We start from the raw sequence: 13,676 nt of genomic DNA on the forward strand, positions 1-13,676 counted from the left end.
GATGTTAGTGAGTAGACGAAAAGGACATGCAGCAAATCATATCGTCAGAATCAACGGAAAACGAATGGATCTCAAAGCATTAGAGCAAGTCATGATGCTTCATTTTCCGCTTAAGGAATGTGCAATCATTCCGAAGAAAAATCAAGAAGGCAGTCTATCGCTTGTGCTATTTGCACAGGCGAAGGACCCTTCGCTGACAAGAGAGGATCTGATGAAAGGTCCGCTTCATCCTCATGAAGTGCCAGCCGCTCTCGTCTTATTACCTTCTTTGCCAAAGACAGAAAGTGGAGCAGTCGACAAAGAGGCACTGCTTTCAATTGAAATCATAGATCAAGAGGAATTAAGAAAGATAGAAGAGCGCACCAAAGCTATAGATGGTGTAGAGGAAGCGGCTGCTTTCATTGAAAGTCAGCCAGAAAAACGAACGCCCTATCACTTAGATGATCTGTTTCCTGATCGACAGCGTACCCAAGGGAATGTACCGCTTTCGAAAAGTGAAGCGAGCGAAACAAAACCATCATCTGTCCATGAGAAGCCGCCCGCACTTGTGTATGGCGGAGATGTGATCAAAAAACCAGGCACACCTGTCACACTGACAGAGGTGCTGATTCGATCAGCCTTTATGTCACCAGACCGCGGGGTGACCTATATGAAAGAAGACGGGCGTACGTTGACCCAAACCTATCCTGAATTACTAACAAGCGCTGAACGGGTTCTGTGCGGTTTAAGGGCAGCAGGACTGACAAACGGTGATCAAGTGTTACTTCAATTGAAAGATCATCAAGATTTTATCACGGTATTCTGGGGCTGTATTCTCGGAGGAATCATTCCGACCCCGGTCTCTGTGCCTCCTGTTTATGATGAAATGAATCAAGGTGTGAATAAGCTGAAGGGCGTGTTTCAGCTGCAAAATGAACCTTTCATTATTACGAATGAAGCAAGTGCTGAGGACATTGCTGGGCTGCGCGAGACATTTGAAGCAAAGGTCATGCCTATCTTAACAATTGAAGCATTGCTGGCGTATGAACCAGATGAACAGCATTATGAGCCGGAGCCGGATGAGCCTGTGCTGCAGCTCCTGTCTTCAGGAAGTACGGGTGTTCCAAAGTGTATCCGTCATCATCATCAAAGCATTTTATCTAGAATTATTGCTTTTGAGCAGGTAAACGGCTTTACACATGAGGATGTGTCGCTTAACTGGATGCCGCTTGATCATGTTGGTGGAATTGTCATGTTTCATGTACATGACGTCTACCTTGGCTGCCAGCAGATTAGTCCATCCATCGATCAATTTATCGAGCGGCCGATGGTGTGGCTGGATTGGGTAGAAACCTACGGTGTCACAAGAACATGGGCACCAAACTTTGCTTTTGCCATGATGAATGAATATGAGGACGACATTCGTAAGGGGTGCTGGGACCTGTCTACTCTGACTTATATCATGAATGCAGCCGAAGCGGTTGTTCCGAAAGTCACGCAGCGCTTCATGCATATCATGGGGCAGCATGGATTAAGCCGTCATGCGATGGTACCTGCTTACGGTATGTCAGAAACATCCTCAGCCATTGTTCAGTCAAAGAAATTTATGCGGAACAGTGAACAGGATGGACAGCTGACGATTGATCAGACCTCGTTAACAAGTGAGATCGAATATGTGACGCACGATCATCCGAACAAGATGACGTTTACAGAAGTCGGCACGCCGATTCCTTCTGTATGGATTCGAATTGTAGATGAGCATCACGAGGTGCTGCCAGAAGATCAGGTTGGGCGCTTGCAAGTGAAGAGTCCAACAATTATGATGGGCTACTATCAAAATGAAGAAGCCAATCAAGAAGTTTTTGCGGAAAACGGCTGGTTTCACACAGGGGATTTAGGTTTTATTCATGAAGGGCGTCTCGTTCTGACAGGTCGAGAAAAAGACATCATTGTTATCAACGGCGCTAACTATTTGAATTACGAAATTGAAGCGGTTGTAGAAGAGGTGGACGGGGTCGAAGTCACCTTTGCCGCTGCGTACGGCATTTATAATCCCGAATCAAGCAATGACACGCTTGCCGTCTTTTTTGTCTCACAAAGGGATTCAATAGAGGAACAAATCGCGATAATTCAACAGATAAGAGAGGCTATCATTCGAAAAATCGGCATAGAGCCCGATCACATCATTCCGGTGAAAAAAGACCAATTTCCAAAAACGGAGAGTGGGAAAATCCAGCGTGCCCAGTTAGGCGCAGCACTAAAAGATGGAGCATTCCGTGACATTGAACAGGCACTGGATCTTGCTTCTGAAAATGAACAAACACTCCCAGACTGGTTTTTCAAACGCATTTGGGCTAAGGAGCATATCGGTCCAACTCAGCCTTTTGCTGACCATGTTCTCGTTTTCGAGGATGAAAAAGGACTTTATCAATCGCTTTACGCACAATTTGAGCAAAAGAAACAGCCATATATTTCTGTGAGAAAAGGGCATGAATTTTTGCGTCTGTCCAAAGGGATGTACCAGATAAATCCGAGAATCAAGGGGGATTACGTCAGGCTCGTTGCCGCACTTGAAGCAGATGAACTAAAGACCGGGCGCATGCTCCATCTGTGGAATGTGTCAGGCAAAGAAGACATCGTGGATCCTGCGCAGTTCAAAGAGCTGCATGCCAGCACGGGTCAATCCATTTTGTACTTGTATCAAGCATTGCGACAAGCAAATAAAGAGCCCATCCGTCTTGTCGTTGTGACAAAAGGCGGTCAATTTGTGAAGCCTGGAGACGATCTTCATGTGGAGAAAACGACGCTTGTCGGTCTGCTAAAAACCATTCCGCAAGAATGGGAAGGAGCAGAGGTGTCTCATCTTGATATTGAAGCGGAGGATGTAGAACAGGATGCCAAGCATATTGCGGAAGAATTGTCTGCGATTCATATAAAAGCAGAGGTTTCTTACCGAAATGGGGACAGATTCGTACCAAAGCTGGAAAAAGTCAATATGATTGAAGCGCCTCAAACAGGAGGATTTTTAGAATATGAAGGTCTTTATTTATTGACTGGAGGACTTGGCGGAATTGGGTTTGAGCTGTCTAAGCAGATGCTCCAATTTGGCTTAAAGCTCGTATTGATTGGACGGACATCTCTGGAAGACAGCTTGGAAAAGAAAGAAGCCTTCTCACAGCTAAAAGATGTTGGTGACGTCATTTATATCCAAGCAGATGTGACCAACTTACGTGACGTCGAACAGGCGATTTATCAAGCAGAAAAGCATTTTGGACAATCGATCCGGGGTGTGCTGCATTTGGCCGGTGCTGGTAATGTGTCTGAGCATTTTCAGCAGGCGGACAAGTATACACTGGCTCATACGTCAGAAGAGGATTTCACAAAAGAAATGTCAGGGAAAGCAGACGGGGCATGGGTCCTGCAGGAAGCCTTTAAGTATGATCCGACAGTACCGTTTGTCTTTTTTGGATCGGTCAATGGCTTTTTTGGCGGCACAACATTTGGGGCATACTCTGCGGCCAACAGCTTTTTAGATGGACTCGCGCACGCTCTCACCTTTCAAGAAGGAAGACGAGCAATCTCTTTGAACTTCAGTATGTGGGATAATCTCGGTTTGTCTAAGGGGCATACCGGAGCAGCTCTCACCGTTCGCAAGGGATTTCAATTGATTGGAAAGAAACAAGGTCTCCATTCATTATGTTTAGGTGTCCGGCTCAATGAAGCGCATCTATTTATTGGTCTGGACGGAGCAAACCCAGACATCGCCGGGTATCTTCAGCCAGCTCCAATACCGGTCTTTGAGAAAAAGCTTTTTTACACCGTTCAGCCTGGCAAAGAAGTGCATGTTGAAGAGATCACGAGCGCCGCAGCAGGCAAATGGGACATTCAGCAAGTACAGGAAATACCGAAAAAACAAGATGGCTTTATTGATCATGAAGCCCTCAAACTGAATCATCACAAAAATGGACAAAGTCTTGAAAAGCAATTACCAGAAACGAAGACAGAGCAGGTTCTTGCCGCCATATGGCAGGACATTTTAGATGTAGATCGCGTGTACAAAGAGGATCAATTCTTCGACCTTGGCGGACATTCACTAAAAGCGACTCAAACCATTTCCCGGATCAATCATGAATTTTCAATGAAGGCGCCTTTAAAAATATTATTTGAAAGCAAACATCTGGCACATCTGGCGCAAATGGTTGATGACATCAAAGGGGCGCCAGCCGTTCAGGAGGCTGAAATTCCAAAGCTTGAAAAGCAAACAAGCTATGAATTGTCTCATGCCCAGAAGCGTATTTGGTTCTTATCCACATTAGAAAAGAGCCATCATTACAATATATTAGGTGCTTGGAAGCTGACAGGACCATTACACATTCAAGCATTAACAAAAGCGATTGGTCTTTTAACAAAACGGCATGAAGCACTTCGGGCAGTATTTAAATCACTTGGCGGCAAGCCGGTTCAACTCATTCGTGAAGACCTTCCGCCATCTGTGACAGTGGCCAATTTCTCGTTATTTAATGAAAAAACAAGAGCGAGAAGACTCAAGCAGCTCATTCAGCAAGAGGCAGAACGTGTCTATGATTTAGAAAGAGGGCCTCTTGCGCAGTGGACGATAGTAGATATGGGCAAGGAGGAGTATTATCTCCTTTGCGCGCAGCACCACATCATTTCAGATGCATGGTCACTCAGCCTGCTCATTCAGGAATTAGAAGTGGCATATGACGCACTGCTTGCAGATGAAACGCCGCAGCTCCCAGCCTTAGAAATCGAATGGACAGACTATGTACATTGGGAGAATGAACAATTAAAGCATCATCAAAAAGACCAAACCTATTGGCTCAATACGTTACAAGGTGAACTTCCAGTGCTGGAGCTGCCGTTTGACCGTCCTCGTCCGCCGGTTCAAACATTTAACGGTGCTACAGAGCAAATTGTACTGGATGAACCGCTTATCCGACGCTTGCAGGCTTTGTCCAAAAAGCAGGGCACGACCTTGTTCATGACGATGCTGTCCGCGTACTACGTCCTGCTTCACAAGCTGTCCGGACAGACGGATATCATCATTGGATCGCCTATCGCGGGCCGGGATGCCAAGCAATCAGAGAAGCTTGTTGGGATGTTTGTGAATACACTTGCGCTGAGACAGGACGTCTCAACAGCAGAGACGTTCGCTGATCTCTTGGAAAACGTGAAAGAGATGACGTTAAAAGCCTTTGAACATCAGCATTATCCATTTGATAAGCTTGTCGATGACCTTTCGTTAGATCGAGATTTAAGCCGGTCACCTATTTTTCAGGCGGCTATGGGGTATGTCACCGATTCGCTCGATGTAAACCTTAAAGGGCTGACAAGTGAACATGTGATGGTCCATCATACAGTATCTAAATTTGATCTCACCCTTCATATATTTGAACAGGAAGAGCAGCTGTCGATTCATGTGGAATACAATACGGATTTATTTGATCAAGAGACCATTCATCGTTATATGAACTATTATCTCCATGTGCTAGATGGCATGACGGCACAGCCTGAGCGTACATTTGCTGATTATTGCTTAATGGACAAAGTGGAACAGGCGGCCATGATTCTAGGAAAAAATCAAACAGATACGCCATATCCAAAGCGGACGCTTCAAGAATTGTTTGAAGAACAGGTGAAGCGTGATCCTTATCGTATTGCCTTGTCCTATATGGATGAACACATGACGTATGAAGCCTTGGATAAGAAGGCGACAAAGCTTGCTGCTTACTTGCAGTCAAAAGGAATTGGACCAGGCTCCCTTGTCCCGATGCTATTTGATCGCTCCTTTGACATGATTGTGTCGGTACTAGGAATCATCAAATCTGGTGCTGCATATGTTCCGATGTCACCTGAATATCCTGATGCACGCATCCGTCTCATCGTTCGTGATACGCAAAGCGATGTGATCATCACTCAGTCTCATCTTGCAGATCGTCTAGTAGGCTTTACAGGTACAAGGATTATCATGGACAAGCCAATACGAGAAACAAATGCAGTGTATCAAAGAGAATCATCGATTATAGGTGAAGACCAGATCGCCTATGTCAATTACACATCAGGATCAACAGGTACACCAAAAGGCGTGATGCTCCCTCATGCAGGAGTTATCCGCTTAGTGAGAGAAACAAACTATATCAAGCTCGGTCCAGATGACAAAATGCTACAGCTCTCAAACTATGCTTTTGATGCCTTTACATTTGAATTATGGGGAATGCTGCTGAATGGCGGTCAGCTGATTCTGCTCCCAAAATATGCAGCACTGAATATGGAAGAATTAACGCAATTCATCAAAACGTATCAAGTGACAGCCAACTGTCTGCCAACCGCATTATTTAATCGACTGGTGGAGCACGATCCAAAAAGTGTGGCAGGCTACCGCACATTACTCGTTGGCGGGGAAGCCATGTCTAGTGAGCATGCACGAAAGGCACTGCCGCATATGGAAGGTGTGCTTGTCAATGCTTACGGTCCAACAGAAAACACGACATTAGCCACAACACATCAAGTCACACACGTGCCAGCAGGCGCAAAATCAGTTCCAATTGGTGTGCCGGTGTCGAACTCAACTGTTGTCATACTGGACGATGCGCTCAATCCAGTACCAGCAGGCGTCAAAGGAGAAATTTATATCGGCGGAACCGGCCTTGCGAAAGGCTACCTTCATGATCCAGAGCAGACAAAGGAGCGGTTTATTGACAATCCTTTTCCTGAACTAAAGGGAGACAAGCTGTATCGTTCAGGCGACCTTGGTACATGGCGGTCAGATGGCACCATTGAATATCTTGGCCGAAAAGATCACCTGGTGAAAATTAGAGGCTACCGAATTGAATGCGGAGAAATTGAGACAGCCCTGCTCAAGCATCCACAAATCAAAGAATGTACAGTCATCGCCAAAACGTATGGCAGCTCAAAACGGCTGGCGGCCTACCTTGTGACAAACGGAGAAAACCCTGTTCCGGGCTGGAAAGCCTTTTTGCAGGAAAGCCTGCCAGGCTATATGATTCCAAGTTACTTTGTCGTACTGGATGAAATGCCGGTGACAACGAACGGGAAGGTTGATCAAAAAGCGCTGCCAGAGCCAACAGAAACAATGTCCCTTTCCCATGATGACGACAAACCTGTCACCGAAACGGAGGAGCGGATTGTCGCCGCTTTCAAGGAAGTGCTTGGTGTGAAGCAAGTGGGTATGCATGATTCCTTCTTTGATCTGGGCGGCGATTCCATTATGAGTATTCAGGCTGTGGCCAAATTAAAAGAAAAAGGTGTTCGTGTTGATCCAAAATGGATTTTCATGCACCCGTCGCCTGCGCAATTAGCCGCACATTTGGACGCAGTGCCAGAAGCCGCTGAGAACGTCGAAAGGTCTCCGAAGGACTACGTGATCGAACTGAAAAAAGGCGATCCAGCCGAACCGAGAATATTCTTTGCGCCGCCTGCTGGTGGAACGGTGATGGGCTATATTGATGTTGCTAAGCTCATGACACATCAAGGTGCTGTGTATGCCTTGCAGTCTCCTGGCCTATATGAGGATGAAGAGCCGCAATTCCTCCATTACACGGAGCTTGTAACCCTTTTTATTGAAGCTATTGAGACGTTCTACCGTCCGGGCATTGACTATCTCGCAGGCCATTCAATGGGCGGGCATCTTGCCTACGGAATGAATCAGCGGCTCTGCCATGCAGGGAAAGCACCGAAAGGGCTCATCATTTTAGATACGGTGCCAGTGCTAAGAGATGAGGCAGATCAGGCACTTCATGCCGATATGAACGAAGAAGAAGTGAAAATGCTCGCGCTTGTCCTTGGAATGGGGAATCTGGTCGGCATTCAGCCAGAAGCTTTACAAGGATTGACCTTCCAAGAAGTAAAGCAGAAAATTCTCAAAGAGGCAGAAAAGGATGAAGTTGTTCATCAATTCATGAATGATCAATATTTAGATAAATATTTGCAAATGCAAACGCATAATACGATCATGTCACAAGCCATTGAATTAGAAAAAGAACCATTCCCTGTGCCATTTTATATTGTCCAAAGCAGTGATCACGCAAGCGATTTCCAGAAGAAGTTCGCAGACTGGGAGGCTTATACGAAAGAGTCGTGCTCGTATTACCACATCAAAGGCGACCATGTCACCATGATGAAAAGACCGCAGGCAGATGAACTTGCACGGATTCTTCAAACGATTATAAAGGGGTAAAGACGTATGAATCAGTTATTGAAAACCTTTGAAAAAAAATCAGATCTCATTCAGCTTATTTGTTTTCCTTTTGCCGGCGGATATTCTGCCTCATACCGTCCGCTCTTTGAACAGCTAAAAGACGTGGCCGAAATCACAGCAGCAGAGCCCCCAGGGCACGGCACCAATCTCATGCCGCTTGAATCAAGCATTGACCGGCTGGCAGAGCTGTACAAAGAAGGACTCACGAACAAATTGAACCGCCCATTTATTCTGTTCGGACATTCAATGGGTGGGCTTGTGGTATACAGACTAACCCAGCTGCTAGAAAAGGAAGGAATTTATCCTGCAGCAGTGGTGATCTCAGCCATTCAGCCTCCGCAAACAAAACGGCAGATGCTGACGCATTTATCCAACGAAGCATTTGTACAGCATATTGCCGAAATGGGCGGGATTCCAAAGGAATTACTAGAGAACAAACCAATGATGGATTACTTTACACCGTCCTTGCGTGCAGACTACCGGGCACTGGAAACCTTCCAGCACACAGATCAATCGATCATCGACACACCTGTTTATTTATTCAATGGGAAGCAAGATGAGAAATGCATGCAGGATGCAAGCGGCTGGCTAAAATGGGCAAAAACCATCGAGCGCACTAATTTCGATGGAGGCCACATGTATATCAACACACACCTTGAGCAATTTGCAGAAGAGATGAGACATGTCATTGAGCTTACAGCCAAGCAGCAATTGATTAGACATTAAAAAGAAAGCGGCCCTCTTTAATGAGGCCGCTTTTACTTATGAATGCTGTTTCTTCACCACATTCCCGCCAATCACCCCGCCAATGACCAGCACCCCTCCGATGAGATGATACCAATCAATCGTTTCGTGTAAAATGAGAACCCCGGCGGCGACCGTGATAAACGCGGATAAATTGTTAAAGATGCTGACCTTTGCTGCTTCTAGCTGTGAGAGTGCATAGTTTGATAAATATGCGGTAAGAAGAGATGAAAGAATACCTAAAAAGAGCATCGACCATACAAAGGATGCTTCTGTAAATGGACTGAAAAACTCCGGCAATGACCCATTGATCGAATGCCGGGTAAGCGCGGCGGCATTGAAAAAGACAAAGCCAAAGAAGGTCATCACAAAGGTGAGTTCGATCACATGGAATCGTTTTGTAATCACTCTGGCAAAAACACTATATGCACTGGATGACAGGGCTGAAAGTAAAATCAGCACATAGCCGATGAAGTGAGAATGCTTGACATCAATTCCCTTCATGACAAAGAGAAGCATCACCCCGCACACAGAAAGAAAGGTAAACAGCACTTGTATCCAAGTCGCACGTTCCTTTAAAAACCAGGCTGCAAGCAGCATTGTCAGAATGGGAATCGTCGCTTGAATGATGCCAGCCTCTGAAGAAGATGTATACATCAATCCCCACACTTGAAAAGCAAAGAACAAAACAGGATAAAGCAAGGAAAACGGTACGATATAAATGAGATCACGCCATTGAATGGATATGCGATACTTTTTTCGTAGAAACGGATACAGCAATAGAGCGGCAGCAAAAGAAACGGTAAAGCGGTGTGCCAATAAATCGATTGGGTTTGCTGATTCTAATGCTATTTTGACAAACAAAAAGGAAAAACCAATGATAGACGCGTATGCGATCGCGGCAGCATACGCTTTTTGTTTTGACATATTCATAACGTGACTCCTTATATGAGCATGCATGCTTCAAATGAATTGACCGGTTCTGTTCTTCTATCGTAATCGGATCATCTAACGTGTACAATAAGAGAACATGATATCTGAACCGGTACAAGGAGGAAAAGGTTTGAGGAAATATGATCAGCTTGTCTTGAGCTTAAAAGAAAAAATGGATTCTGGTGAGTACAGTGCTGGGATGAAAATTCCATCCATTCGCCACTTAGCGGCTCAATATGCAGTGAGTAAAAGCACTGTCATCAAGGCGCTGGATACATTGGAGCGTGAACATCTGCTGTATTCTGTAGAAAGAAGCGGTTATTATGTCGTGAAAACGAAGCAGCGAGCAGACAAGCAGGACGGCACATGGATTGATTTTGCTTCATCTGCACCTGATCCCGTTGTGTTTCCATATGTCGATTTCCAGCACTGCATCAACCAAGCGATCGATTTATATCAAAATGACTTATTTATTTACGGCACAGCCAACGGCTTACCATCACTGCTGCCAGTCATTTCAAAGCGATTAATGGATTATCAAGTGTTTGCTCATCCAGAACAGATCGTCATGACCTCTGGTATTCAGCTCGCTTTATCCATTTTAAGCACCATTCCTTTTCCAAATGGAAAACAAACCATACTAGTCGAACAGCCGGGTTATCACTTATATCTCCAATATTTAGAGAAAAATCAATTGCCTGTGCGCGGAATTCAGCGGACGGAAAAAGGGATCGATCTTATCGAATTAGAGCATATCTTTCGAGAAGAGGAGATTCGTTTTTTCTATACGATGCCAAGATTTCAAAACCCGCTTGGAACGAGTTTATCAAAACGAGAAAAAAGAGCGATTGTAGCCCTTGCTGAGAAATATGATGTCTACATTGTTGAGGATGATTATATAGCAGATTTAGAATTCGACACAAAAAGAGACCCGATCTACTCGTACGATCAGGCTGGAAAGGTCATTTATTTGAAAAGCTTTTCTAAAATCATTTTTCCGGGGCTGCGAACAGGAGCGGTCGTCTTACCTGAAGAACTGATTCGGCCTTTTAGCGAACACAAACGGCTGATTGATATCGACAGCTCCATGCTGTCCCAGGCAGCCTTAGAAATATATTTAAAAAGCGGGATGTTTGAGCGGCATAGAGACAGGATGCGGGCGACCTATCGAAACCGCTCCAAGCAGCTTGTGGCAAGTTTAAAAAATGATCAGAGCGCTTATCAGCTGGGAGAACAGGAGCCGGCTACCCATACACATGTACGTGTCGACCGGTCGATTCCCATGAACCAGCTCATTCAGCAGCTGAAAAAGGCATCTGTTTCCATTCAGCCAATTGACCGCCATTACCTGCAGTCCTATCAAAAGGACCCCATTCTTCAGCTGAACATCTGGCAGGTGAAAGAAGAGCAGATCACACGTGGAGTCGATCTATTAAAGACGGTATTTCAGCAAAGCAAGCGTTATTAAAGGCGGGACAGGACATCACTGCAAGTGAGCCTCTCAACGCTTTCAGCCGCAGCAGACTTTCGTGTGCATACCGCCATTTGGTAGGCAGGGTCAAGTGAGTATGTTTGAACAAAGCAAGGCGCTTCATGATCAGGTAATGTTAACGCAGCCTGTCCATCCTCTGACAGACGGGCTGTAAAGGACGAAAGCCCATAGGATAATCCTTTTCCAGTCAGCTTGATAAAGGCCTCCTTCATTGACCAAAGATGAAAGAAATAGGCTTCCTGCCGTTCTGCCGGCTGTGAGAGTAAATCCTGATACTCATCCGCTGAAAAAAATCGTTTGGCAATCGCCAGATCAATAGGCTTGATTTCCTCAATATCAATGCCCACAGGTGCATCATCTACTGCGCAAACGACCCAATCGCCAGAGTGAGAAAGATTAAAATGAAAAGAAGAAAGCTGCCGGACGACAGGTTTGCCATTGCCCTCTGTTTCAAAAACGATCTGGTCCATAGGCAGCTCGTACATATCATGGATCGTTTGACGAACCAGCACTTCACCTAACAAGGTTCTTCTTGCATCGATCAAAAAACGAAAGCGTTCAGCGGCAGCACGCTTTTCAGCTGAAACAAAGGGTTTCAGACGATCTATTTGTTGTCGTGCATCAATTTCATCTAAGTGTTGTAATTGAATAGCAAATATCTTCATAACAAACCTCTAATTTTTTACATTGATTGTACCATTGGAGAGCGGCGTGCAAAAGGGTCCATTAACGATTTACGATGTGAACACCATTCGGATCAGTTGTATCAACTCCATCAACATCCGTCATGATCACGTCAAGCAGGGAAAGCCGTTCTCCTTTTTGCCAGTGAATGGGCTGATGCAAAGGTGATAGCAGCTGATCGACTTTAGGTGTCTGTGACAAATCAGGAACAGCAATTGTCATAGCATGCAGCGCATCGGTTCCAGTTTCAATGACATCTGTACGGCGCTGTAATTCAAGCCTTAAACGAAGAGGTGTCGAAAGAAACGTTCTCCGTTCCCCAGCTTGGATTGGCCAGTTTAGTTCTTTAGCTTGTGCAAGCAGTTGATCATATTCTTCGTCTGAGACAAGAAAGCCGATGTGATCAAAAAGGACTTTTTTGCTATAGCCAAATGTGATATTGATCTGTCCTTTTCTCATTTCGATGATTCGAAAAGTCGGCTGCTCTTCTCTAAAATCATCCCATGTCAGCGGGGGATGATAGGCGCCATCCTTTGTGAAACGGCCTTTAACCTCAAAGCCTAGCGAACGATATGTTTGTTCTGTCTCTTCAACAAATGGTGTCCAGTAATGATAGTGGAAAAGCTGCATAGGTCTCATCTCCAGTATGTGAATATTCTGTTTATTTATTTTAGCACAAGAAAAGCCATTCTAATTATAGAATGGCTTGCTTTCATCTTGTAAGGGTTTGAACAGGTTTTTCTGCTGTTTTTGTAATGAGCAGCTGCAGGAGCCGTGTTGATTGCGGCAAGGAGAAACGAAGGACAAGACCTGTGAAGATCGCAGTCAAAATCGTTCCAATGCCAATCGGTCCACCGAGCATCCATGCAAACAAAAGCACTGTTAACTCAATGCCATTTCGAACCCACTGTACGTTCAGCCCCGTTTTCGCTGAGATGAGCAGCATTAATGAGTCCCGTGGCCCAGCGCCAAGATTGGCTGAAACATAAATGCCAACGCCATATCCAGAAACAACAACACCTGTAATAAATATATATAAGGCCGGAAAATAACCGTGTGGCGCAGGTAATATCGCATTAAAGAAATCAATAAACACGCCAATCAGCACCATGTTCAGTAATGCGCCGACCTTTGGAAATGATTTCGTAAAAACAGAAGTCAGTGTCACAATGAGTGCACCAATAATGATGGACCACTGTCCAATCGTGAGTCCAAAATGCTGAAACAGTCCGTAGTGGAAAGCGTCCCAAGGACCAATCCCAAGGATCTTCCCTTTCACTGTCAGCGATAGTCCAAAAGCTAGTACGATCAATCCAACAAAATAAAAAAACCAACGTAAAAGATGTTCCCGCTTCAAAAGCTTTCCCTTCTTTCTTAAACACTCGATTTCCATCGTAACATACTCTCACCCCCCTTTAAATGGCTTTGCTCAATTGTAATCGCTTACTTCAAAAAAAGAATTTTGTCGAATTGTAAGGGTCAAAACATCAAAACAGGCAGCAAGACTTTCGGATTGTTTTTTTTAGCAAAAGAAGCCATTAATTTCCGCATTTTAAGAGAAAAAGAAAATAATTCAATATATTTTCCCAAAAAAATAATCTGCAC

At 44.9% G+C, this 13,676-nt stretch carries 7 protein-coding genes; 3 read left to right on the forward strand and 4 right to left on the reverse strand.

What is annotated here, in order from left to right; all coding sequences use genetic code 11:
- The first annotated feature begins 1 nt into the window (after position 1).
- The gene (locus MHB66_RS02005; RefSeq protein WP_046313867.1) at positions 2 to 8,197 is read left to right on the forward strand and encodes a non-ribosomal peptide synthetase; all 8,196 of its coding nucleotides are present in this window, start codon (positions 2 to 4) and stop codon (positions 8,195 to 8,197) included.
- A 6-nt stretch (positions 8,198 to 8,203) separates the two neighbouring features.
- Entirely contained in the window at positions 8,204 to 8,944 is a 741-nt protein-coding gene (locus MHB66_RS02010) for an alpha/beta fold hydrolase (RefSeq protein ID WP_034284180.1), read from the forward strand.
- A 36-nt stretch (positions 8,945 to 8,980) separates the two neighbouring features.
- On the opposite strand, the gene MHB66_RS02015 is transcribed toward MHB66_RS02010, so the two are convergent.
- A complete protein-coding gene (locus tag MHB66_RS02015) occupies positions 8,981 to 9,895 on the reverse strand; it encodes a DMT family transporter (RefSeq protein WP_046313870.1) in 915 nt (304 codons plus the stop codon).
- A gap of 130 nt (positions 9,896 to 10,025) precedes the next feature.
- On the opposite strand from MHB66_RS02015, the gene MHB66_RS02020 reads away from it, so the two are divergent.
- Positions 10,026 to 11,363: a PLP-dependent aminotransferase family protein gene (locus MHB66_RS02020; RefSeq protein ID WP_046313872.1), complete on the forward strand. Its 1,338-nt coding sequence runs from the start codon at positions 10,026 to 10,028 to the stop codon at positions 11,361 to 11,363.
- On the opposite strand, the gene MHB66_RS02025 is transcribed toward MHB66_RS02020, so the two are convergent.
- The 3 genes from MHB66_RS02025 to MHB66_RS02035 all read right to left on the reverse strand — a co-directional run bounded on the left by MHB66_RS02025 (position 11,360) and on the right by MHB66_RS02035 (position 13,428).
- Positions 11,360 to 12,052 (reverse strand): 4'-phosphopantetheinyl transferase superfamily protein, encoded by a 693-nt coding sequence (locus MHB66_RS02025; RefSeq protein ID WP_046313873.1) that lies wholly within the window; start codon positions 12,050 to 12,052, stop codon positions 11,360 to 11,362. The genes MHB66_RS02020 and MHB66_RS02025 overlap by 4 nt on opposite strands.
- A gap of 61 nt (positions 12,053 to 12,113) precedes the next feature.
- Positions 12,114 to 12,701: a hypothetical protein gene (locus MHB66_RS02030; protein WP_046313875.1), complete on the reverse strand. Its 588-nt coding sequence runs from the start codon at positions 12,699 to 12,701 to the stop codon at positions 12,114 to 12,116.
- 82 nt (positions 12,702 to 12,783) lie between these two features.
- Entirely contained in the window at positions 12,784 to 13,428 is a 645-nt protein-coding gene (locus MHB66_RS02035) for a YitT family protein (protein WP_046314013.1), read from the reverse strand.
- Positions 13,429 to 13,676 lie beyond the last annotated feature (248 nt).

It is taken from the genome of Bacillus sp. FSL L8-0167, assembly GCF_038630295.1.
Lineage (GTDB): Bacteria > Bacillota > Bacilli > Bacillales > Bacillaceae > Bacillus > Bacillus safensis.

Excerpts from the sequence above, each read along its gene's own strand:
- MHB66_RS02005 (WP_046313867.1), top strand. The coding sequence starts at position 2 with ATGTTAGTGAGTAGACGAAAAGGACATGCAGCAAATCATATCGTCAGA.
- MHB66_RS02010 (WP_034284180.1), top strand. The coding sequence starts at position 8,204 with ATGAATCAGTTATTGAAAACCTTTGAAAAAAAATCAGATCTCATTCAG.
- MHB66_RS02015 (WP_046313870.1), bottom strand. The coding sequence starts at position 9,895 with ATGAATATGTCAAAACAAAAAGCGTATGCTGCCGCGATCGCATACGCG.
- MHB66_RS02025 (WP_046313873.1), bottom strand. The coding sequence starts at position 12,052 with ATGAAGATATTTGCTATTCAATTACAACACTTAGATGAAATTGATGCA.
- MHB66_RS02030 (WP_046313875.1), bottom strand. The coding sequence starts at position 12,701 with ATGCAGCTTTTCCACTATCATTACTGGACACCATTTGTTGAAGAGACA.